At 40.3% G+C, this 22898-nt stretch carries 19 protein-coding genes; 13 read left to right on the top strand and 6 right to left on the bottom strand.

What is annotated here, in order from left to right:
• Positions 1 to 2379 (top strand): penicillin-binding protein 1C, encoded by a 2379-nt coding sequence (gene pbpC, locus R2S10_RS02535; protein ID WP_316838863.1) that lies wholly within the window; start codon positions 1 to 3, stop codon positions 2377 to 2379.
• A 100-nt stretch (positions 2380 to 2479) separates the two neighbouring features.
• Here the strand turns inward: pbpC and R2S10_RS02530 are convergent, their stop codons facing one another.
• Entirely contained in the window at positions 2480 to 3169 is a 690-nt protein-coding gene (locus tag R2S10_RS02530; protein ID WP_316838862.1) for a lysoplasmalogenase, read from the bottom strand.
• Positions 3144 to 4370, bottom strand: coding sequence for a sterol desaturase family protein (locus R2S10_RS02525; protein ID WP_316838861.1), 1227 nt, complete (start codon positions 4368 to 4370; stop codon positions 3144 to 3146). The genes R2S10_RS02530 and R2S10_RS02525 overlap by 26 nt, the downstream gene beginning before the upstream one ends.
• 127 nt (positions 4371 to 4497) lie before the next feature.
• Between R2S10_RS02525 and R2S10_RS02520 the strand changes: the two genes are divergently transcribed.
• Entirely contained in the window at positions 4498 to 5109 is a 612-nt protein-coding gene (locus R2S10_RS02520) for a hypothetical protein (protein ID WP_316838860.1), read from the top strand.
• Between the two features lie 76 nt (positions 5110 to 5185).
• Here the strand turns inward: R2S10_RS02520 and R2S10_RS02515 are convergent, their stop codons facing one another.
• A complete protein-coding gene (locus R2S10_RS02515) occupies positions 5186 to 5494 on the bottom strand; it encodes an RNA recognition motif domain-containing protein (protein ID WP_062548794.1) in 309 nt (102 codons plus the stop codon).
• A 483-nt stretch (positions 5495 to 5977) separates the two neighbouring features.
• The gene (locus R2S10_RS02510) at positions 5978 to 6829 is read right to left on the bottom strand and encodes a dienelactone hydrolase family protein (protein ID WP_316838859.1); all 852 of its coding nucleotides are present in this window, start codon (positions 6827 to 6829) and stop codon (positions 5978 to 5980) included.
• A gap of 196 nt (positions 6830 to 7025) precedes the next feature.
• Here R2S10_RS02510 and R2S10_RS02505 point away from each other — a divergent pair, with 196 nt between their 5' ends.
• The 8 genes from R2S10_RS02505 (at position 7026) to R2S10_RS02470 (ending at position 17774) form a co-directional block, all read left to right on the top strand.
• Positions 7026 to 7634: a hypothetical protein gene (locus tag R2S10_RS02505; protein WP_316838858.1), complete on the top strand. Its 609-nt coding sequence runs from the start codon at positions 7026 to 7028 to the stop codon at positions 7632 to 7634.
• A 224-nt stretch (positions 7635 to 7858) separates the two neighbouring features.
• On the top strand, positions 7859 to 8473 hold the full coding sequence (locus R2S10_RS02500) for an RNA polymerase sigma-70 factor (protein WP_316838857.1): 615 nt from the start codon (positions 7859 to 7861) through the stop codon (positions 8471 to 8473).
• Between the two features lie 81 nt (positions 8474 to 8554).
• Positions 8555 to 9757, top strand: coding sequence for a FecR family protein (locus R2S10_RS02495; protein ID WP_316838856.1), 1203 nt, complete (start codon positions 8555 to 8557; stop codon positions 9755 to 9757).
• Positions 9758 to 9934: 177 nt separating this feature from the next.
• Positions 9935 to 13324, top strand: coding sequence for a SusC/RagA family TonB-linked outer membrane protein (locus tag R2S10_RS02490; RefSeq protein ID WP_316838855.1), 3390 nt, complete (start codon positions 9935 to 9937; stop codon positions 13322 to 13324).
• An 11-nt stretch (positions 13325 to 13335) separates the two neighbouring features.
• Positions 13336 to 14856: a RagB/SusD family nutrient uptake outer membrane protein gene (locus tag R2S10_RS02485; RefSeq protein ID WP_316838854.1), complete on the top strand. Its 1521-nt coding sequence runs from the start codon at positions 13336 to 13338 to the stop codon at positions 14854 to 14856.
• Positions 14857 to 14868: 12 nt separating this feature from the next.
• Positions 14869 to 16062, top strand: coding sequence for a thioredoxin family protein (locus tag R2S10_RS02480; protein WP_316838853.1), 1194 nt, complete (start codon positions 14869 to 14871; stop codon positions 16060 to 16062).
• Between the two features lie 52 nt (positions 16063 to 16114).
• Entirely contained in the window at positions 16115 to 17254 is a 1140-nt protein-coding gene (locus R2S10_RS02475; protein ID WP_316838852.1) for a TlpA disulfide reductase family protein, read from the top strand.
• 10 nt (positions 17255 to 17264) lie between these two features.
• Entirely contained in the window at positions 17265 to 17774 is a 510-nt protein-coding gene (locus tag R2S10_RS02470) for an SRPBCC family protein (RefSeq protein ID WP_316838851.1), read from the top strand.
• A gap of 96 nt (positions 17775 to 17870) precedes the next feature.
• Here the strand turns inward: R2S10_RS02470 and R2S10_RS02465 are convergent, their stop codons facing one another.
• Positions 17871 to 18209 (bottom strand): hypothetical protein, encoded by a 339-nt coding sequence (locus R2S10_RS02465; RefSeq protein ID WP_316838850.1) that lies wholly within the window; start codon positions 18207 to 18209, stop codon positions 17871 to 17873.
• Positions 18210 to 18655: 446 nt separating this feature from the next.
• On the opposite strand from R2S10_RS02465, the gene spt reads away from it, so the two are divergent.
• The 3 genes from spt to R2S10_RS02450 are packed head-to-tail and all read left to right on the top strand — an operon-like array spanning position 18656 to position 21965.
• On the top strand, positions 18656 to 19861 hold the full coding sequence (spt, locus tag R2S10_RS02460; protein WP_316838849.1) for a serine palmitoyltransferase: 1206 nt from the start codon (positions 18656 to 18658) through the stop codon (positions 19859 to 19861).
• On the top strand, positions 19858 to 20979 hold the full coding sequence (locus tag R2S10_RS02455) for a hypothetical protein (protein WP_316838848.1): 1122 nt from the start codon (positions 19858 to 19860) through the stop codon (positions 20977 to 20979). Before spt ends, R2S10_RS02455 begins: the two co-directional genes overlap by 4 nt.
• Entirely contained in the window at positions 20976 to 21965 is a 990-nt protein-coding gene (locus R2S10_RS02450; RefSeq protein WP_316838847.1) for an NAD(P)-dependent oxidoreductase, read from the top strand. Before R2S10_RS02455 ends, R2S10_RS02450 begins: the two co-directional genes overlap by 4 nt.
• Here R2S10_RS02450 and R2S10_RS02445 read toward each other — a convergent pair.
• The gene (locus R2S10_RS02445; protein WP_316838846.1) at positions 21960 to 22880 is read right to left on the bottom strand and encodes a tetratricopeptide repeat protein; all 921 of its coding nucleotides are present in this window, start codon (positions 22878 to 22880) and stop codon (positions 21960 to 21962) included. The two genes, R2S10_RS02450 and R2S10_RS02445, sit on opposite strands and share 6 nt — an antisense overlap.
• Positions 22881 to 22898: the final 18 nt, after the last annotated feature.

Raw genomic sequence — 22898 nt, 5'->3', positions numbered from 1 at the left:
ATGTTAAAAAAAATATATGGAGAACCGAAACTACTGATCAGTGATTTGCTTTGTTTGCTTTTACTGTTGTGGTTTTGGTTCTTCTTACCATCAAAGTTATTTTTAAGCCCCACTTCTTATGTTCTGGAGGCTTCTAACGGGGAGTTGTTGAGTGCGGCTATTGCAAAGGATGGTCAGTGGCGATTTCCAGTTACCGATTCTATTCCTGTCAAGTTTCAGCAGTGTATTGTGGCTTTTGAAGACCAGCGGTTTTACCAGCACCCCGGAGTGGATGTGCTGGCAATGGCGAGGGCAATGCAACAGAATTTAAAAGCTAAATCGGTAGTGAGTGGTGGCAGTACGCTAACTATGCAGGTCATCCGTTTATCCCGCAGGGAAAGTAGAACGGTATGGCAGAAATTAGTTGAGGTGATGATAGCTATCCGATTAGAACTCAGTAATTCAAAAGAGGATATTTTGAAGCTATATACCGCCAACGCTCCTTTTGGGAGCAATGTTGTTGGATTAGATGCCGCTTCCTGGCGCTACTTTGCACGCAGTCCGGAGAGTTTATCATGGGGAGAAATGGCAACTCTTGCTGTGCTTCCTAATAGTCCATCATTGGTTCATCCAGGAAAGAATTCTGTTAAATTGATTAAAAAGAGAAACGATCTATTGGATAAGATGGCCCGGTTAAAGATCATTGATCAGGAAACAGCTAACCTTTCTAAACTAGAACCGATTCCCGGGAAACCTTTGCCTTTGCCGCAAAATGCACCGCATTTGTTGCAGCGTTTTAAAATGGAACGAAGCCAATTGGATATTCCGGTTACCAGGATCACCTCTACCCTGGATTACAACTTACAGATCAAACTGAGTAGCTTATTGAAGCGCTATCAAAATAGGTATCGTGCCAATGACATCAATAACATCGCCGCATTGGTATTGAATGTCAAAATGGGTACTGTGCAAAGTTATGTCGGCAATATCTATCAACCGGATAACAAGGAAATGCAAAGCCATGTTGATATGATTAAGGCGGCCAGAAGTCCGGGGAGTACGCTAAAACCTTTGTTATACGCGAGTATGTTGAATGATGGTTTTATCCTGCCCCGCACATTGATTCCAGATATTCCAACACAGATCAATGGTTATTCGCCACAAAATTATGACCTCGGTTATGATGGTGCAATTCCTGCAGATCGTGCTTTAAGCCGTTCCTTAAATATCCCTGCAGTTAAGATGCTGCAAAACTATAAGTATCAGCGCTTTTATGATCAGCTAAAGAAACTAGGTATAAACACTTTGAACAAGCCTGCAGATCATTATGGTCTTTCCATTATCCTTGGTGGTAGTGAGGTAACGATGTGGGATCTTGCTAAAACCTATATGGGCATGGCCCGCACCTTAAACCATTTTAACGAGTACCAGGGACGCTATAACCCTCATGATTACGATGCTCCTGTTTACATTGAGCAGAAAGCAAAACCACGCCTGGCACAGGAAGATAGTCAGATTAATAGCGTATTAGATTATGGTTCCATCTGGAACACTTTTAATGCCATGGAAGAATTAATGAGGCCCGGTGAAGAAGGGCTTTGGGAGCAGTTCTCCTCTTCGCAAAGGGTGGCCTGGAAAACGGGTACCAGTGTAGGTTCCAGAGATGCCTGGGCCATTGGATTGACGCCAGAATTTGTGGTTTGTGTATGGGTAGGTAATGCCGATGGCGAAGGTCGGCCTGGTTTAACAGGTGTAGATGTAGCTGCTCCGGTCTTATTCGACATTTTCAGGGAACTTCCAAATGCGAAATGGTTCAATACACCCAAACAGCACCTTAAAAAGATGCGGGTATGTAAGCAAAGTGGCTATAAGGCTGGCGAGTATTGTAAAGAGGTTGTAGAGGAATTAGTGCCACCAGCAGCGGAGAAAACAAACATCTGTCCTTATCATAAGCTGATTCACCTGGACAGAACCGCTACTTACCGTGCTACAGATGAATGCGAGCCAACTGGAATGATGATTCACCAGCCCTGGTTTGTACTACCGCCGGCAATGGAGTATTATTACAAGATTAAGAATAGTGATTATAAACTCTTACCTCCATTTATGCCTGGTTGTGCTGATGCGGGTAGTAATTTCGTGATGGAAATGATTTATCCTAAGCCGAATGCACAGATTTACATTCCTCTGGAATTGGATGGTGCCAGAGGTAAAGTGGTGTTTAATGTTTCTCACCGCAGTACTGAGGCAAAAATATACTGGCATATTGATGAAGAATATATCGGAACGACTAAGAACTTTCATCAGTTGGCATTGAGTCCAAGCCCTGGAAAGCATACGCTTACACTGGTTGATGAGGATGGAGAAAGACTGGTGCAATCCTTTACTATCCTTAAATAGCATTAACTTAATTATACAAGAAAAGCACCATTAATGGTGCTTTTCTTGTATATGCTCATTTGATTGCTGAAGTCTTTCAGCATCCTGATAAGTAAAAAGGTTAGTCCTGGTTAATTAGCTTCCTTTCTACACCACCCATCGTGATCAGGTATTGCGCAATCATATAGGTCGCCATAATCAAGACTCCTGCGAAGTCAAAACCTTTAACAAATTTGTTATAGGCAAGTGTGGCATCAGATACCAGGAAAAACAAGGCCCCGAATAAAATCAGGTTGAAGCTAAGCACATTGACTCTTTTGTTTCTAAATGCGGCCATCATCATCATCAGACTGATCACAAAGGTGTAAACCATAACAGGTAGCTTCATATCGCCTAAATGCGGTCTTAAATAGAAATAAAAGCCAATGCTAAATGCTGCACATAAGATGATGGCCAGCCTCGCTCCTTTTTTATCCAGCTCCTGAGCAGAACGGAAGTCCAGGTAAAATGCACTGATATAAAAGATATGACCTAGAAGAAAAGCCACTAAACCGTACATAAAGTAGCTTGGATTTTGCCAAACCAACATCAATAGTACATCTCCAAGCAGGCAGAAAAACAGTCCTGTAAACAGGCGTTTATGGAAACGGCCTTTTAAACCGGTACCAACATACAGCATTCCCATTAAGGAAATTACGATACAGGGTTTGATAAAATACGTCAATGTATTGTTCTGTTGGAACTCTGCCAGGAGTTGCAGGATAAAGATCAGGACAAATAAGAGGTTAAACTTCAGGTATTTCTTCAGCATTATTGTTCTTTTTATGAAGGTTAAAAAACCAGACTACCGAGCAGATATTCAGGCCAGAAAATATGACCTGATAGCCTACCGGGAAATCCTGGAGCAAAACTATTAAAATCCCTAATACGAGACGAGCATATTCGAATTTAACCTGCCATTTCTTTTCTTCCAGCAAAGCCGAGCAAGTTACCAGGGTCAGGATTACGTAGATCACACCGGTAACCAATGCGACCACAGGAAGTGTTGGGTATAAAAACAAGATCGCAATGGCCGCTATAAGTCCGATTACGAACTGAATGACTACATAAGGGACTAATTTCTTCTGGTAAACCGGATTGTATTTCTGATAGTTCAGGGCATCAATTTCAGGGGCATTTTTAAAGCCCCCAAGATGCGCTGGGAACCAACCCGGTGGTTTGATAAATACATTGATTTTATCTATCCAGCGCGGGCTTTGCCTAGCCGTGTTCCAAAGCTCGTCCCAGTAATGAACATTTGCCCATAAGGGGTTCCAACTGGCCAATGGTGTGGTAATACCATAATACACATCTTCTTCTTCCTTTTGGAAGGTACCAAACAGCCTATCCCAGATGATCAGGGTTCCTGCATGGTTTTTATCAATGTATTTAGGATTAGAGCCATGGTGAACTCTGTGGTGTGATGGCGTGTTCAGAATATATTCCAAAGGTCCCATGTTTTTTATCAGTCTGGTATGAATCCAGAATTGGTACAAAGTATTAAAAGCGCTTAAGGTTAAGAACATCAATGGATCAAAGCCTAAGTAGGCCAATGGCAAATAAAACACCCAGGAGAACCAACCCTGGAACCAGGACTGCCTAAGTGCTACGGTTAGGTTGTATTCTTCAGACTGGTGGTGTACAATATGTGCGGCCCATAAGGCATTTACCTGGTGGCTCATCCGGTGAAACCAATAGTAGAAAAAGTCGACACCCAGGAATAGTAAAAGCCAGATCCAAATGTTTTGTGGTAACGTAAATAACCTCCAATGTTCATAGATATACATATAGCCGAAAAACAAGGCAGTTTTCATGAAGATGCCGGTAAGCTGTTGCCCTATCCCCTGACTTAAATTGGCGATAGAATCATTGAAGCGGTAATAGTCTAACTTTTTATAAAAAGACCAAGCCAGTTCAATCCCTATAAGGATGAAAAAAACGGGTACAGACAATGCTATATAATCGACTTTCATATACCTAATTTAATAAAATACATGGTAAAATCTTTACCGTTAAAGGATTATATGAGAAACAAATTATAAACTGGGGCGTTATTTAGTTTAAGATTATCGCTAAATGTGTTCATCATAACCCATTGCTATGAAAAATGAGATCCCAAAACAGGACGAAGGTGCCCAAATGGATGTGTTTGAGAAAGTAAGCTTCAAAGATGAGGCAACTGCAAAAGCTTTTTACCCTGTGGTACGACAACGATTGCTGGAGATTTATAACTGGGATAAGTGGTGTGGATTTCCTACGGCGACTTTTATCCTCACTGATCCTTTTGGAAAAGAAATACAGCGACAAGTTGCAGAAGGAGATTATGTAAAGATCAATATCCCGGGGCCTGGAGGGACTAAGGGCGATGGCTACGACTGGGTGCAGGTAGAATGGATTCTGGAAGAGCAATCCCCTACTTTTCAAAAGATTGCTTTCAGGGTTAGACCAGCAGCAAATCCTTTACACCCAGATCCGGAAACTGCTCATTTTTTCAAAGACAAAGCGACTTCAACCTTTACCGTTTATAGGGAGGGCATGGAAGTTCATGCGGAAGTACATGGCAGAAATGAGGTTCCTAATTCGGAAAGTGCCGTACTGATCAATAATGTTAGAAATGTATTGGTAGGCTGGATGGCGAAAATCGGGTTCTCTTACCCACAATGGAAGAGCCTGGTTATCGGATTGTTAGACACAAAAAAGCAGGAAATATAATTCGCATTAAATTTCCTGCCCTATATGGATTTATCTCTACGAATAGAGTTTATAGACTATAAAAAGAAAAAAGCTATTAATAGCTTTTCTCTGTACGGTTATTGCGTTTAAAGCCACCACCGCCTCCAGCGCCACCAGTACCTGGTTTCTCTTGAGCTTCAGCAACTTTAATTCGATTACCGTTATAATCGCCACCGTTCATGCGTTTGATTGCTTCTTTTGCCTCTTCTTCTACTGGCATTTCCACAAAACCAAACCCACGACTCTGACCAGTTTCGCGATCTTTGATAATCCTAAGTGATTTTACTTGACCGAAATCACCAAAAACGGCTGTTAATTCATCTTCCCCTACTTCTAACGGAAGGCCTGTAATAAATATCTTCATTAATGTTTAAAAATTTGCACAAAGTTAAGCATTTTTAGCTTAAATTCCAATGCTAGTGTCAGTTATAAGTATAATTATCTAATTACTTTTCAAACAATCAAGGCGGATTTTTTGTTTTAAAGGCCTGCTGTATTTTAATGAAATAAACACTTTTTCTATCTTCATGACACAGAAATGGAGATTATCAAAAAGACAACCCACTCATTATGTGTAAGGAACAGGCTTTAGCATGAAGTATAAAAAAATTAGAAGATTTTTTGAATAGCAAGTACTTTAGCTCATCTTATGGGTTAAATTGTAGTTGATTTCTTTTCCACGACCTGGAATTTTGAGGCAATTGAATTGCTTGTTTTCGCTTAATTTTAGCTGTTTTCTACCATTATGTGGCTATTTACATCGAGATTTCTAGGTAAAAAGAGAAGATTTACGTCAGAAAAGGCCCGGATTTAAATGCAGTTCTGAGCATTAAATCCGGACGTTAATTTAGCTTAAATCTTTTTTAAATAATCCTATTGTTCGCTCCCATGCCAGCTTTGCTGCAGCCTCATTGTATCGTGTAGGAGAGGTGTCATTGTTAAAGGCATGATTTACGCCTTCATAGATGTAAAGCTGATAAGGGATGTGGTTTTCTTTCAATGCCGCTTCAAATTCAGGAATGCCCGCATTGATTCTTTCATCAAGACCAGCGTAATGGAGCATCAGGTCTGCTTTAATCAAAGGTACATCTGCTGTTTTTGCCTGCGCACCATAATAAGCAACGGCAGCCTGCAACGTAGGATCATTTACAGCCAGTTTATTGGCCATACCTCCGCCCCAGCAAAAACCTACACAACCTACTTTTCCATTTCCATCAGGATGCCTTCTTAAGTAATCCAGTCCGCTGAGGTAATTTTGCAGGGTATCTTCCGGATTTAACTGTCCAATCAGCTCTCTGGCTTTATCTTCATCTGCAGGGGTGCCCCCAAAAGGAGACAATCCGTCTACACCTAGTGCTAAAAAACCTTCAGCAGCGACTCTTTTAGTGACCGCAATGGTATGTGGGTTAAGACCACGGTTTTCATGAATAACCAACACAGCTCCTAGGTTCTTTTTTCCTTTTGGTTTTGCCAAAAAGCCCTTCATATCTCCTTTAGCACCTTTATAGGTAATGTTTTCGGTGCTTAATTCCTCCTCATTTACAGGAGCAGCAGCAGCATAATTGTTTTCCAGCAAAGGAAGAACGGTTAATGCCAAGGCGGTACTCCCTGTTAAAAGCGCCAGTTTTTTGAGGAACTCTTTCCTATTGATATTGCTATGCGTGTATTGATCGTAAAGGTTGATAATTCTTTGATCCATTATGAGAATTCTTTTAAACAGTGAAACTGATTCCAATATAAGAATTTTCCTGGTTAAAAAACGCTATTCTATAGCTAAAAAAGGCCTTATCCTACTGACACTAAGAAAATTGTCAGAAAATTATTAAATTGGTTTAATGTTTGTATCTCTCTGTAGATCAATCTTGATTATTAACCTCGTATCAAAAAAAGAAACCATGAAAAAAGTACTTTCACTATTAACCATGCTCAGCTTCTTTGTGAGTTTAAGTATGGCTCAGACTGCAGTGCCTGCTACTGCTGCTAAACAAAAAGCTAAAAAAGAAGTCAGCAAAACGACTACTGATGCGAAAAAAGAAGCGGCAGCGGCTAAGAAGGAAGCTGCGGCAGCTAAGAAAGCAGCAAAAGCAGAGGCCGCTACAGCAGCAGCTGCAGGGACTAAATTGAAAAAGGATGGCACACCAGATAAGCGTTATTCGGCAGCCGCCAAAACAACTGCAGCAGAAACAAAAGCGGCAGCAGTTACTAAAAAAGAAGCGGCAGTAAAAACAGTACCAACGAACACTCCTGGACTTAAAAAAGATGGTACGCCTGACAAGCGTTACAAAGGAACAGCAGCAGCGACTGCAGCACCAACAGCGGCGGCTACTAAAGCTGCAACAAAAGCAAGTGCAGCGAAACCTGCGGCAGCAGTAAAAGATTACAAACCTACAATAGACAGAAGTTTGAAAGGACCAAACGGAGAAGAGATTCTAACAGGCCCTAGAGGTGGTAAATATTATATCAACAAAAACGGTAATAAAACCTATATAAAAAGAGAAGGTTAACTAGTGCCATTCGAAGCGATCGTGTAAAAAATCATCTTTTACGCGATCGCTTTTTTATTAGATAGGATTTTTAAGAATTATTCGAAGGTGGCAGGCCTTTCAATATTTTGATATAATTCGTCAAAAAAAAAATAACAATTTCAAAACAATTATTTAACAATCAGCTTTGTAATTCTTAATTTTACCCTGGGGAACATATACAGAATAACATTCTGTGGTAAAAAATGAAGCAATTAGGGCACAACAGTGATTTTAATGAGGATAAAGAACTTTTACAATTAGCTTCAACAGGAGATACTAAGGCCTTCAGCCTTATTTTCCATCGCTATAGTCCTAAAATTTACAGTTATGCTTTAAAAATAGTAAAGTCGGCTACCCTTGCCGAAGAAATTGCACAGGAAGTATTTGTAAAAATATGGAATCTGGAAGCTCAACTTTCAGAGATTGCAAACCTTGATGCTTACCTCCGTGTCCTCACCAGAAATCACACCTTAAAAGTTTTACGAAGAATGGCACTGGAAATCAAAGCCAGCAGATTGATGGCCTACGACTATCAGGAAGACCATAATGAAACGGAAGAATACATTATCTTCAAAGACTCTGAAAAGATTCTGAATCAGGCTATTGAGAAATTACCCGCTCAACAGAAGTTAGTTTACAGCCTTTGTCACCAGGAAGGACTAAAATATGAAGAGGTGGCCGAAAGACTGAATATCTCTAAGCTTACTGTAAAAACGCATATGCAACATGCTTTGCGCTTTCTTCGCAACTATGTAAGCACACATACCGACATTGCTATAGTCGTTATCCTCTTGACTTTACTAGCCGAAAAACATTAATTAACTTTTTTTTCCTGGTCACTACTCCTTGCTCCTTTCTCATGGGTCTATATAAGAAAGGAAGTACAAACATAGATCCCTATGAATGCAAGGCTAAAATTCTTATACCAACAATTTATTGACGAAACCTGTACCGCGGAGGAAAGGGAAGAATTTTTCTCTTTGATTTCTGAGGAGGATCAGGATATCAATGATTTGCTGGATGGTACCTGGAATACAATTGAAGTTGCCGATGACCTGAGTAAGGAAAAGGCTGAGGTCATGTTAAATCAGATCCTGACAAAGCCTGAAAATCAGGTAGTCAAAAAACTTTCCTGGTACAAGTATGCTTCTGTTGCTGCAGCGGTACTGATCCTACTTTCAGCAGGACTTTATTTTTTCAATAATCGATCAGTCCTAAAACAGCAGAAAGACACTTATTCGAAGTCGATCTCTCCGGCAGGAAATAAAGCAACCCTTACCCTCTCCAACGGATCAACAATCAATCTGGATAATGCGACAACAGGAGAAATTGCAAAGCAGTCGGGAATAGCCATTACCAAAACCGCTGAGGGGAAACTGATCTATCAATTATCAGCAACCAATAAACCTGTTACAGGATTTAATTCCATCAGCACCCCACGCGGAGGGCATTACCAGGTAGACCTTCCGGATGGCACCAGAGTATGGTTAAATGCAGCATCCTCATTGAAATATCCTGCAGCTTTTGATAACCATGAGCGCAAAGTAGAATTGTCTGGAGAGGCTTATTTTGAGGTGGCAAAAAGAACAGTAAAAGATGGTTTAAAATCAAAAAGAGTTCCTTTTATCGTGAAAACGAGCAGCCAGGAAGTTGCAGTCTTAGGCACTCATTTCAACATCAGTGCTTATGGCGATGATAAGGAAACAAAAACTACGCTTTTGGAAGGATCTGTTCGCGTATCATTAGCTAAAGACCCTGGCTTAAAGCAAGGGAGATTTGCAAATACCGGCTCACAAATCTTAAGCCCCGGACAACAATCGCTATTAAAAGACAATCAGATCATCACCAAAACGGTAGACCTCGATGAGGCTATTGCCTGGAAAAATGGATTCTTTCAATTCAATGAAGAGAACATAGTGAACATTATGAAACAGCTTTCCCGCTGGTACGACATAGATGTTGTATTTGAAGGCAAGCAACGGGAAACACTTTTCCTTCTTAAAGTTCCACGAAGCCTGAGCCTGACGGAAATATTAAAAATACTAGAAACCAATGGGATTAACTTTAAAATAGAAGGGAGAACGCTTATCGTAAAATCATAACCGAAATGATTTTAATCCAGAAAAATACCGGAAGTGCTCGATACACCTCCGGTAAAAGTTTCAGGGTTAAAAAAAGAAATCAATCTAACAGACCAACATTATCAACCCAAATTGTGCAACATATTTAATTCCTTAAATAAGGAACAAGGATGTAGTACAACTAAACCGACCAAAAATATGAATAAAATTCTAGACACGATTAGAGTCATGAAATTAATTATATGCTTACTTGTCATCAGTTTACAGGCCAGTGCAGTTGCATTTAGCCAGACTATTAATTTAACCGAAAAAAATGCGAGCATTGAAAGCGTAGTTAAAAAAATAGCGAAACAAAGTGGCTATTCGCTTTTTTACAATATAGACCTGCTAAGGAAAAATCCTTCAAAGATTAATTTATCCTTAAAGAATGCCAGTATTGAACAGGCATTAAAGGAGACGCTTGTTAACCAACCTTTAGAATTTGTAATTGTCAACAATACCGTTGTTATCAAAGCAAAGGCACAAGCTGCGGACAGGAAAGACGGCACTGATGCCAGAAAACCGGTACGCGGGAAAGTCACCGACGGCAAGAGCCCACTCCCAGGTATTTCTGTCAGAGTGGACGGAACAAACACAGTTACCATTACCGACGGCAATGGTAACTTCACACTGAACCTTACTCCGGGCAGCTACCGCATTGTTTTCAGTTCAGTAGGCTATGAAAGCGTTCGCATTCAAAAAGTAATTACCGATGGAGATAATCCAGAAATAAACGTGGTTTTAAACCCTGCTATGACCCAATTACAAGAAGCGGTAGTACTTGGTTACAGCACAAAAAAGGCCAGTGAAATTACAGGTTCAATACAAACTTTCAGCGCTAAACAGCTGGAAGGTGTAACCAGCAACAGCCTGATCTCACAACTGAAAGGGAAAGTTGCCGGAATGTACATCACAGAGCCTTCTGGCGACCCAAATAGCAAAGGCTCGTTTGTGGTACGTGGACAAGGTACCCTGCCAATTACCTCACCTATTACCCTCCTACGTGTATCCAATAATTTCAATCCTTTAATTGTAGTAGATGGGATCATTTATCCTGATGTGGCCTACCCTGGCGATATTGTTTCTACTACAGATATCGAAAGCGTTACCCTATTGAAAGATGCGGCATCTACCGCTATTTATGGCTCTCGCGCCAGTCAGGGCGTAATGGTGATCACGACTAAAAAAGGTGTTGCAGGCGTATCAAAGCTCAACATCAACAGTAGTTTTGGCGTAAGTCAGCGTTATGCAGGCAAAATTGAATTCATGAACTCACAGGAGTTATACGATTATCAGCATAAAATGTTGTTGAATTCCTTTGCGCTTAAAAACGAAGGTTTGACACAGGAAGCTTACCTGGCCAAATACCTGCCTGCGGCATCTGTCCTGAGTACCAATACAGATTGGACCAACCAGCTTTACCGTGATGCGCTAAACAAAACAATAGACATGAACTTGTCTGGAGGAACAGATAAAACCCGCTATTATTTTGGTGCCAACCGTTACGATGAACAAGGTGCTTTAAAAGGGAATGATTTGTTAAGAAACAGTTTTAAGTTAAACCTAGATCATAACCTCACTAACAAACTGAGTGTGAACGCTAATATCAGCACCATATTTGACAGAGGAAACAAGAGTCCGATCAGCGGAAGCAATGCCCTTTACCTGTTGCCATGGTTTAGCTTAAATAATGCAGACGGCAGCCCTAAAAAAATATTAGGTGTGGACGCTTTGAACAACACTTATCAAAATCCTGTTTACGACCTACCTTATAACAGCAGTATAGCTAAAACCCAACAATTACTTAGCGTATTCTCTGCAAAATACAAGGTGTTTGATTGGTTAACTCTATCCTCTAACAACTCCTACAATACCACATTCTTAAATAACGAGAATTATGAGGACCGTGCTTCCTTAACCGGCCTTACGGATAAAGGAAGAATGACGCAGACTAAAACGAGTTCAAACTCCTTCGTGACCTCCAACCTCATCTCCGCCCGTAAGCAATTCGCTTTGCATTCGGTATCCGGACTGGCAGGATTTGAGTACAACAGAAGCAATTCAGAATACAGTGCAGTCGCGGTAAAAAACATACCTAGTGGAATTAAAGTTCTAACAGCTGCTGCTGAACCATGGAACACTTTTTCTGGTAAATCCTTTAGAGGAGAGAAATTTTCCAGAGCTGCCTATTCCCTATTTTCTGAAGGAAATTACAATTATGATGAGAAGTATTTTGTCAACGCCTCCTACCGGATGGACTACTCTACAAATTTTGGTATAGAGAACAGAGCTGGTCACTTTTATTCGGTAAGTGGTGCCTGGTTAGCCTCAAATGAGCAATTTTTGAAAGGTAATAAATACCTGACCAATTTAAAATTACGTGCCAGTTATGGAACCACCGGAAAAATCGCTGGTGAGGACTTCCTGACGGAAAGCTTTTACAACTTTGGTTTCCAATATGGTGGCGACCCTGCTGCCATCATCAACCAACTGGGCAACAGACAGATTACCTGGGAACGTGCTTACATTGGCAACCTGGGTATAGACCTGAGCCTGTTTAACAGGATTTCCATATCTGCAGATTTTTACAGAAAGAACAATACCGATCTGCTTCAAAAAGCAGCAACCTCGGCTTTGTTAGGTGTTCCAAGCCAGTATCAGAACATTGGAGCTATGGTAAACCGTGGTATGGAGCTTGTGCTTTCGAGCAAAAACCTTACTGGTCCATTTACCTGGGAAACTGGTTTCAACCTGACCTTTAACAAAAACAAAATCACTAAACTGGAAAGCAGTACTTTGAGTTATGGCTATGCAGGTCCGATTAAAGTAGGTGAAGACATCAATACCGCACATGCTTATAAATGGCTTGGTGTAGACCCAGAAACTGGCGCGCCTCAGTTTGAACGTTTAGAGTTTGATCCGGCGACGAATGCTTACGTCAGAAAAATTGTTAATACTTATGATGCAGTTACGGCTGGCCTAACCGGAGATGCTTTGGCTGTGAATTACCAACGTGTTGGTAATACCGTTCCAAAATACTATGGAGGGATGTTAAATACATTTGGCTACCGTGGATTTGAACTCTCTATCCTATTGAACTTTGCAGCAGATTATGTGGTGTACAATGCTGCAAGAAGCACCTATTTTTCTACTGAAGGTAACAACGTGCTTAAAAACAACCAGATTAAACCATCCACAGGACAAGTGGTATGGGAAAAACCTGGTGATATTGCTACAGAACCGAAGATTTATCGCGGTCGATTAGATGGAGCTGACCAGTCAACCTCCAGATTCTGGGAAGATGCCAGTCACATTAGAGTACGCAACGTAAGGTTAAGCTACAGCCTCCCTACTCAGCTGATCAGCAAGGCTAAGCTAAACCGCGCAAGCATTTTTATTAGTGGTGACAACCTCTTCATCTTCACCAAAAAATCATTCTATGGAGTTGATCCTGAAGGCGGAAGCGCCGGCGACATCAACACCTACGGATTGAGCGCAGGCTATGGCGCCAGCAGGAAATATCTATTGGGTTTACAATTATCATTCTAATAAAGCAGCGCATGAAAAAGTACATACTATCCGCATATATATGTTTTGCAGCAATTGTATTATTTGGCTGTAAAAAAGCAATTGACGAAAATATCAGGCCTTATAATGACAGGTCTGATCAGGAACTTCTAACCAGCATTGAAGGCTTAACGACCGCAACAAACGGCAATTATGCACTGCTCGTTACTGGAGCCACTGGTGATACGCCTTACGATTTAAACTGGTATAACCTGAGTGAGTTAAAAGGAAATAACATGCTGGCCGTTACCCAGGCTTTTCCTCAGGCTAGAAGTGATGCCTATATCTTCAATAACTCACCTAGTCAGGGGGTAACCAGCTCTTTCTGGAGAATGTCTTACCGTGTGATTTTTGGGGCAAACAAAATTATTGATGCCATCCAGGATGGACAAGGGGCAGCTTTTGATCAGCTTAAAGGAGAGAATTACTTCCTGAGAGCGATGATTTACTTTAACCTGGCCAGAGTATATGGACGTCCATATTATCAGAACAATGGCGATGGACTTGCCGTTCCCCTGTCTTTAAATTCGTTGGTTGACAAAAGCTATCAGCCAAAAAGAAACACAGTGAAAGAGGTTTATGCGCAGATTATTGCCGATCTGGAAAAAGCTTCAGTATTAATGACTCAGGTGAAACCGAATAATTATGCCAGCAAAGAAACGGCATGGGCATTATTGTCCCGGGCATACCTTTACATGGGTGGTACTGCTACTGCAGTAAATACAGACTACAATACCAAGGCGGTTGAATATGCAGATAAAGTAATTGCCTCGCAAAAATACACTTTACTTCAGGGTACAGCGTACAGTAACTCTTTTGCGATTGACAGTAAAAACAATAAAGAATGCATATTGAGTTTCAGACATGATGATGCGAGTCCGAATAAAATCAATGAGTTCTTAATCTTAAGAGATGTATTTGGCACTCCTTATCAAGGTGAATATGCAGCCTCACCTGATTACATGGCGATCTTAAATCAAAACCCAACAGACCTGAGAAAAAACTTCATCACTGTAGAAAACGACTCCAGGATCACAGGAACGAATAAGAGCAGAAACTCCATCAACAAGTTCAACTACCAGCAAATTGCGCCTCCAGGAGGCTTCGACTTCAGTTCACAAACCAGAAGTGGCACTCCATACCTTCGCATTGCGGAGATGTATCTAAACAAAGCGGAAGCATTGGCCAAATTGGGGAATACTACAGATGCATTAATTGCCCTCAACTTAGTTAGAACGAGAGCGATCTCAACGGGTGCTTGGACCACAACAAGTCTTGCAGCAGCAAACATGACTGTTTTTCAAGCGGTGTTAAATGAACGTCGACTGGAGTTGGCCTGGGAAGGACATTCTTCGTACGACAATTTTAGGAATGGTTTAGCCATGACCAGAAATTATACGGATTACTTTAATACCAGCGCTTTAACTATTGAAGCTTTAGATAAGCGTGTGGTGTATCCTCTACCGAAACCCGAACTTGAGTTTAATCCCAATCTGGAACAAAATCCACTTTAGAAACAACAAAACATGAGAAAATTATTAATCGGACTGAGCTGTCTGGCCACCTTCTCTGCATCCGCACAAAACCGGGAGATTTTATTTAAGGAAAGAGATTGGAAGACGGAGTTGGCCGAAGCAAAAAAAGAAAACAAGATCATCTTTTTTGATGCCTACACCTCCTGGTGTGGCCCATGTAAAATGATGGCAAAAGATGTGTTTACAAGAGACAGCGTGGCTGATCTGTTTAACAATACCTTTCATAACGTGAAGTACGATATGGAAAAAGGCGAAGGTCCGGCATTGAAAACAAAATATGAAGTCATTGCCTACCCTACCTATTTGTTTATCAATGGGGATGGAGAAATAGTGCATAAGATTGTCGGCAGCATGCCGGCAACCGACTTTATGACGGAGGCAGCTAAAGCTTTAAAACCTGAAAGCACCGCGTATGGGCTGGCAAAAAAATTCAACAATGGTGATCATTCTGAGGCTACAGCAATAGCTTATATGGAGGCGCTTGAAAAAGCTTATGAAGCGGAAAAGATGGGCGCTGTAGCAAAAGTATATTTTGATGGGCTTTCTAAATCAGCACTGATGGATAACTGGAACCTTGCTATTAAATACCTGCACAATCCTTCTTCTCAGGCATTTGCTTATTTGTACGCGAATAAAACAGTGCTGTCAACGAAATATAGCGCTGATAAAGTGGATATGTATTTTGACCGAACGCTCAACTCTTCCGTGTTTAGCGTAAAGAGCGCATTTCAGAAAAAAAGCAACCTTAAGGAAGCCAAAGAAATAATGGCGGCCATCAGAAAAATACAAACTAAGCCTACTGTAAACGCCAAAAATATGCTGGCACAGTTAGACCTTATCGAGTACGCTTCGGCCAATCAATGGGATCAGTTCTGCGCAAAAGTAAATGACGTCTTTAGTGATGCTGCTTTTACACGTAAATCAGGCTTTGTAGTCACAGCAGCAAATGATGTGGTTACTGCAGCACCAGTTAAATATAGCCAGGAAGCCCTTAAATGGGCCAATGAATTAGAAAAGAGCAATCCTGACCTTTTCACCAATATTCAACTGGCGGACCTTAGAAAAAGAATATTCAAAAAACAGGGGAATACTGCGGAGGCAGAAGTAATGGCTGCTAAAGCGATGGACTTAAGAAAAGAGGCTGCTCAAAAAAAGCAGGCTACTCCTCCTATGATGAAAGATTAAAACCACACATAAACACATAACATAAAAAACAATGATTAAAAAAGGCTTAATAATGGCTGCTGCTGTACTTTTAATGGGCAGCAGTGTCTTTGCCCAAAAGGGTAAAACAGTAAATTTTACAGGTACAGTTAAATTCCCTGATACAGAAAACAAGTACCCTATTTACCTGGGTAAATATGAAGGTGAAGGTTTCAAAAGAGCTTTTAAAGCCATAGACAGTACAAAAGTGGATGCCAATAACAACTTCTCCTTTAAAGTACCTGCAGATAAACCAGATTTTTACCAGGTTCGCGTTTATTATATGGATCGTATTGATTTCTGGGCTAATAATGACAATATTCATGTAAACGTAAGAGGCATTGATACCGCCAAGATGAAGATCAAAAACCCGCCGTATATTTATATGGAAAACACATCAGTTGAAAATGATGTGATCAATGATGTGAACCTGGTAGGTTACCTTGATTATCAGAATATGATCGCTGTAGGAAAGGAACAATACCAGGCGAAATTAGCTAAAGAACCACTATGGATCAACTATATGAATGACGGTTTCGATCGCATCAATGTAGACAGAGAATACCGCATCAAATACCTGGTTAACAAATACAAAGATCAACCTACAGTAATGTACGCATTGAACTACCTAAGTACCAAAAGACATCAGGATCTAATCATGTCTACGCTTGACCATCTGACTAAAAAATTCCCTAATCTGGATCAGGCAAAAGCCAAGAAAAAAGAAATTTTAGACGGTATCGAGCAGGCCAAGAAAATTTCCAATGGCAAGAAAGCACCTGATTTTGCTTTCCCGGATCTGAATGGAAAAAAATGGAGTCCTAAAGACTTTAAAGGTAAATACCTGATCATTGATTTCTGGGCATCATGGTGCGGCCCTTGTCGCCAGGAAATTCCTCACCTGAAAGAAGTGTACAAAAAATACAAAGAAAAAGGATTGGAAATATTAGCTGTTTCAGTGGATGCAAAAGCAACCGACTGGAAAAAAGCAATGGATGATGAGAAAATGACCTGGCCACAAGTCCACGCTCAGGAATCTAAACCGGTAATGGCTTCTTATTTATTCAGTGGCATCCCTTATTTGGTGGTGATTGATAAAGAAGGGAATATCATTGAGAAGAACCTACGCGGAGAATCATTAGATAAAAAATTGAAAGAAATATTTGGAATGTAATTTTGTAATTATGAAAAAGATCATCTTATCACTACTGTTGTTAACCGGCTTATCAACTATCAAAGCCAATGCCCAGATGGAGGCCGCACAAAAAGTTGTTTACGATGTTAATAAGGAAGCGACTATAAATATGCCTCAGATGCAGGTTTGGGCATACCTAAACCAACCTGAGCATCTTTTAAAAGCATCCAATGGTTATGCAACCTCTATTAAAATTGTGGATCCTGCCTTCCCTGTGGCTAGAGAAGTAGTTTTCGCAGATGGCAGTAAACGTACTGAAACGATCAATCAGCTGGAACAGGAACATAAATTTATGGTGATACAATTGGGCACTGAGTACCTCCCTAAAGGGGTTTCAGAAGCAGAAATTGTTATTTTCACCAGAGAAAAGGGCAATCAGTGCCTGGTTAACTGGAGAGCTAAGATCAAAGGAAAGGGCGAAGGAAAGAAAGCTTTAATTGAAAAGTTAACTGCTGAATTTAACAGTTATGCAGCTGGATTTGAGCTGTTGTCTAAATAAACAAATCCTGCAATACGCAGGAATGAATTATTAGTTAAAGAGAAAGGCTGCATCAATGATGCAGCCTTCTTATTTTTCTGATGAGATTGCTCTGAATTAACCTACGCGGTAAACGTTGAATTTATCGTTTCTAACTGGTTGTCCTTTGATGTGTAAAGATTCACCTTTATCATTTCTGGTGGCTTTGATTACGAAAGGCTCCTCAGATTGCTGTGCAGCTTCATAAGCCAGTTTCAGTCTATCGATATAAGTATCTGCATCAACTCTCCATTTTTTATCTTTATACATGAAGTAGGCAAAAACGTTCCTTGTTTTTCCTTTTAATTTTCCATCTAATCTGATGTGAGCCACATTGGCTTTCTTTAAAGGCTCCACAGCCTGTGTATAAAAATCTGTGAAATTGTCGAACGTTGGTATAACATTAATAGTGCTCATGTAATCTTTTTTCTTCAAAAATACATAAAATCTTTTGATCAGATAGAAAGCTGTCCATTTATCCCGGATATTAATCGCTTCAAACGTTAAAATCTAGATTTTATGATCTATTAGCAGAACAAAGTTTTGTTTTTTGGTATCAATATTGTATCCTTGCTTGCAAATCATAAAACAGCAGACAGTTTAATTGTGGCCTAAAAACAAAGAATTTATAAGAAAATTGTAATTTTTGTTTTAAAAAGTAATATATTCAAACTTGTAGGACCCTAAGTTTTGTTTTCTGTGTTTATGATCTTAGCTTTGGGAAGTTTTTCATGATTTGACAAATTTGTCAAACTGAATAAACGATTTAACGGGAGAAATTATTAAATACAGAGCTAATGATTTTTCGAAGAAACCGACAAACATCAACAAAAAGCTCCGTGATCTAAACATACAGTACTAGCATGCGCAAAAAATTACACGATAGGATAGCCGCTTTTAAAGACGCTACAGCAATCAAGGAAAGAGGATTATATCCTTATTTCCGAGCCATTGAATCAGGACAAGATACAGAAGTGGTTATTGATGGGAAAAAGGTGTTGATGTTTGGCTCCAACTCCTATCTGGGACTAACTAATCACCCTAAAATCAAAGAAGCTTCAAAAGCTGCTATTGATAAATACGGGACGGGCTGTGCCGGCTCAAGATTCCTGAATGGCACATTAGACATTCACATCGAACTGGAAAGAAGACTTGCTGCATATGTTGGCAAGGAAGCTGCAGTACTTTTCAGTACTGGATTTCAGGTAAACCTGGGTGTGATCTCTTGTCTATTAGACAGAAATGATTACCTGATTTTGGACGAATATGACCACGCTTCTATCATTGATGGTAGCCGTCTATCTTTTTCAAGATCTATTAAATACGCCCATAATGACATGGACGATCTTCGCAAGAAATTAAGTCGCTTACCAGAAGATGCAGCTAAACTTATTGTTGCAGACGGTATTTTCAGTATGGAAGGTGATTTAGTGAAATTACCGGAAATCGTTAAAATTGCTGAAGAATTCGGTGCAAACATCATGATGGATGACGCGCACAGTTTAGGTGTAATCGGTGTGAAAGGTGCAGGAACTGCCTCACATTTCGGTTTAACTGATCAGGTAGATTTAATCATGGGTACTTTCAGTAAATCTTTAGCTTCTCTTGGTGGTTTCATCGCCGGTACAGAAGAAACTATTGAATACGTGAAACACAGAGCGCGTTCATTAATGTTCAGTGCGAGTATGCCACCTTCGGCAGTTGCCAGTGTAATCGCAGCTTTAGACATTATTGAATCAGAACCAGAACGTATTGACCAGTTATGGGCAAATACTAATTACGCTAAAAAACTATTATTAGAAGCTGGATTTGACATCGGTCATACCGACAGTCCAATTATTCCGGTATACATCAGAGACAACGACAAGACTTTCATGATCACCAATATTTTAAGTAATAACGGTATTTTCGTGAACCCTGTAGTTTCTCCTGCAGTACCTTCAGATGCTTCATTAATCAGGTTCTCATTGATGGCTACACATACTTTTGCACAGATTGAAGAAGCGGTAGAAAAAATCGCCCTTGCTGCTAAAGAAGTGGAATTAACTCCATCTCAGATCGCCATATGAAAAACATCGTTGCTGTAAACGACAAAAAACAACTGGCGTCTTTTATTGATTTTCCACATGATTTGTATAAAAACGACTCGAACTATGTTCCGGAACTTTTTATCGCACAACAGGATATGCTTACCCCAGGTAAGCATCCCTTTCATGAGCATTCTACTTTACAGCTTTTTCTGGCTTATGAAGGGGACAAAATCGTAGGAAGGATCGCCGGTATTCAAAACAATAACCACAATAAAATCAATGGAACAACGGAAGGTCATTTTGGCTTTTTCGATTGTATCAACGATCAGGAAACAGCACAACTATTAGTTAATGCTGCTGCAAAATGGTTAAAAGAAAGAAACATGACCAGCATGATTGGTCCGGTTAATTTCTCTACGAATGATATTTGCGCCTTGTTAATTGAAGGCTTTGATGGTCCACCGGTGGCGATGATGCCTTACAATGCACCCTATTATCAGCAATTGCTGGAAAATACAGGTTTAGCAAAAAAGGTAGATTTAAGGGCTTATAAGTTTATTGCCGGTGATTACAATGACCGTTCTTTAAAACTGACTGAAGCCATTCGTGAACGCTTGAAACGCAATAACATCATCATCAGAAAGATCAATATGAATGATTTCTGGAATGAGGTGGTGAAAGTTCGTGAAGTATACAATGGCGCATGGGATCACAATACAGGTTTTGTTCCGGCAACAGATAAGGAGTTTCATTACCTGGCTAAGGATTTGAAAATGATTGTAGACCCTGATTTTGTCTATGTAGCGGAGCAGGATGGAAAAATGGTAGGAATTTCTTTATCTATTCCAGACATCAACCAGGCTTTGATTAAGATCAAAAGAGGTCGTTTATTGCCATTTGGCATCTTCAAACTGCTTTGGTACAAACGTAAAATCAAAGGTCTTCGGATCATGGCTTTAGGGGTATTAGACGGTTACCGTAAAATGGGTATTGAAGCTTGTCTTTATGGTCTGACGATTAAAACCTTCCAGGAAAAGAAGTTTGATTATGCAGAAGCCTCCTGGACTTTAGAACACAACACCATGGTAAACAGCGCTATTGAGCAAATCAATGGTAAACTTTACAGAAAATATAGAATTTTCGAGAAATCAATATGATAAAAAAGGTATTAATTACCGGTGCAACAGGATTTGTGGGTTATCATTTGATCGAGAAAGCATTAGGAGCCGGACTGGAAGTGCATGCAGCAGTCCGTCCGGGTACTGATAAGTCTCATTTGAAAGAATTTGACATCCAATATACTACCCTGGATTATACTTCCGTAGATCGCCTTAAAAGCGCACTGGAAGAACAGCAATACCACTACATCATCCATGCTGCGGGAATCACCAAAGCAAAAACCAAAGACGCTTACAATAAAGTCAATGCCGAGTATTCCAAAAACCTGGCTCTTGCGGCTAGTACCGCTAAAATTGACCTCCATAAATTTGTATTTGTAAGTAGTTTGGCGGCAATAGGTCCTTTAACGGATTTATCTGCTGAGATTCAGGATGATTCTCCCGGGCATCCGGTTACCAATTACGGTGCAAGCAAGTTATTAGCAGAGCAGTATTTATCGGAGATTCCTAACCTCCCTTTGCTGGTGATCCGCCCAACAGCAGTATATGGGCCAAGGGAAAAGGATTTATTCATCTTATTTGACACGATTAACAAAGGTTTAGAGCCGCATATTGGCCGTTTCCAGCAGCAGTTGAGCTTTATTTATGTAAGGGATCTTGCAGCTGTGATTGTCAAAGCACTCTCTTCTCCCCTGGTTGGAAAAAGCTATAATGTATCTGATGGCCATATTTATAATCGCTATGCCCTGGCAGATGTGATTAAAAAAGCGCTGAATAAGAAAACCATTAAGTTTCATTTGCCGGTAGTGGTAGTAGGCTTCATGGCTACCATGATGGATATCTTCTATGCAAACAGCAAGAATACCCCAACATTGAACAAAGAAAAAATGGCCGAGCTTACTGCCATTAACTGGGCATGTAATATCGGCCATTTAAAAGCTGATCTAGGTTTTGAACCTATCTATGACCTTGAAAAAGGATTGATAGAAACCGTCAGCTGGTATAAAAATAACAATTGGTTATAGGGTCACTTTAGATGCTAAAAAAGTAAGGTACTTTTTATCATCTTCAAATAACTCTTTACCTTCTAACTTATAAGCATGGTGCAGGTAATCTGTAGCATGCTTTTCTTCACCTAGCTCCAGGTAACTTTGTCCCATACGTAATAATACAAATGCATTTGGCTCTTCTTCACCATAGATCTGATAAGCACGGTGCAAATGATCTAATGCCTCCTTGTACTTTTTCTGGCTAAATTCTGCATCTCCAATTGAAGCGGAAATCCATGCAGTAGCTTCCCAGTCGTCTTTTGGTGCTGGTAATACGTCTAAAGCTTTCGTAAAAGCGGCAATTGCTCCTTCATAGTTCTCCTTGTCCATCTCTGCATTTCCTTCTTCACAGTACTTGTCCAATAGCTCATGCTCCTGCTCTGTCAGCTCCAACTGCTCCTCGTCTTCATTAGGAACAAATGTTTCCTTGAAAGCGATAAACTCCGGATCATCCATTAAGGCGATCTTCAGGTAGTCTGAGTTTTCATCAATGAAAATCTTGCTGCCTTCTTTCTCATAAGCGATCAAAAAGTTAGCTCTGGCATTGTCCAGATCTTTTAAAGCATAATAAATTGCTCCTGTAGTCAGGAAGTGACGAGTAGAATGGATCTTTTCATGGGCCATTTTTTCTTTCAGATACTCGGTCTCTTCAAGGAAGAATGGTAAGGCCTTTTCTAAAGCTCCTGTTTGCTCATAAAAAGAATAAATGCTGTCAAGCACTACTCCTCCTACACTGCTGTTTTCCTTAGGTCCTGGAATTGAACCATTGATTTCCATTAACAATTGTTCCGCGGCATCATAGTTTGAAGCCTCCGTTAAATCATAAACCTGGTCAATCTTATTGAAAAACTCTTCTTCTTGTTCGGCGTTAAAATTCCGTTGTGTAGACATATTGTTTAAGCTTAAATG

Source organism: Pedobacter gandavensis (assembly GCF_032678745.1).
GTDB lineage: Bacteria > Bacteroidota > Bacteroidia > Sphingobacteriales > Sphingobacteriaceae > Pedobacter > Pedobacter gandavensis_C.
This window is presented reverse-complemented; position numbering and strand designations above follow the sequence as displayed.

Excerpts from the sequence above, each read along its gene's own strand:
- pbpC (WP_316838863.1), top strand. The coding sequence starts at position 1 with ATGTTAAAAAAAATATATGGAGAACCGAAACTACTGATCAGTGATTTG.
- R2S10_RS02530 (WP_316838862.1), bottom strand. The coding sequence starts at position 3,169 with ATGCTGAAGAAATACCTGAAGTTTAACCTCTTATTTGTCCTGATCTTT.
- R2S10_RS02525 (WP_316838861.1), bottom strand. The coding sequence starts at position 4,370 with ATGAAAGTCGATTATATAGCATTGTCTGTACCCGTTTTTTTCATCCTT.
- R2S10_RS02520 (WP_316838860.1), top strand. The coding sequence starts at position 4,498 with ATGAAAAATGAGATCCCAAAACAGGACGAAGGTGCCCAAATGGATGTG.
- R2S10_RS02515 (WP_062548794.1), bottom strand. The coding sequence starts at position 5,494 with ATGAAGATATTTATTACAGGCCTTCCGTTAGAAGTAGGGGAAGATGAA.
- R2S10_RS02510 (WP_316838859.1), bottom strand. The coding sequence starts at position 6,829 with ATGGATCAAAGAATTATCAACCTTTACGATCAATACACGCATAGCAAT.
- R2S10_RS02505 (WP_316838858.1), top strand. The coding sequence starts at position 7,026 with ATGAAAAAAGTACTTTCACTATTAACCATGCTCAGCTTCTTTGTGAGT.
- R2S10_RS02500 (WP_316838857.1), top strand. The coding sequence starts at position 7,859 with ATGAAGCAATTAGGGCACAACAGTGATTTTAATGAGGATAAAGAACTT.
- R2S10_RS02495 (WP_316838856.1), top strand. The coding sequence starts at position 8,555 with ATGAATGCAAGGCTAAAATTCTTATACCAACAATTTATTGACGAAACC.
- R2S10_RS02490 (WP_316838855.1), top strand. The coding sequence starts at position 9,935 with ATGAATAAAATTCTAGACACGATTAGAGTCATGAAATTAATTATATGC.
- R2S10_RS02485 (WP_316838854.1), top strand. The coding sequence starts at position 13,336 with ATGAAAAAGTACATACTATCCGCATATATATGTTTTGCAGCAATTGTA.
- R2S10_RS02480 (WP_316838853.1), top strand. The coding sequence starts at position 14,869 with ATGAGAAAATTATTAATCGGACTGAGCTGTCTGGCCACCTTCTCTGCA.
- R2S10_RS02475 (WP_316838852.1), top strand. The coding sequence starts at position 16,115 with ATGGCTGCTGCTGTACTTTTAATGGGCAGCAGTGTCTTTGCCCAAAAG.
- R2S10_RS02470 (WP_316838851.1), top strand. The coding sequence starts at position 17,265 with ATGAAAAAGATCATCTTATCACTACTGTTGTTAACCGGCTTATCAACT.
- R2S10_RS02465 (WP_316838850.1), bottom strand. The coding sequence starts at position 18,209 with ATGAGCACTATTAATGTTATACCAACGTTCGACAATTTCACAGATTTT.
- spt (WP_316838849.1), top strand. The coding sequence starts at position 18,656 with ATGCGCAAAAAATTACACGATAGGATAGCCGCTTTTAAAGACGCTACA.
- R2S10_RS02455 (WP_316838848.1), top strand. The coding sequence starts at position 19,858 with ATGAAAAACATCGTTGCTGTAAACGACAAAAAACAACTGGCGTCTTTT.
- R2S10_RS02450 (WP_316838847.1), top strand. The coding sequence starts at position 20,976 with ATGATAAAAAAGGTATTAATTACCGGTGCAACAGGATTTGTGGGTTAT.
- R2S10_RS02445 (WP_316838846.1), bottom strand. The coding sequence starts at position 22,880 with ATGTCTACACAACGGAATTTTAACGCCGAACAAGAAGAAGAGTTTTTC.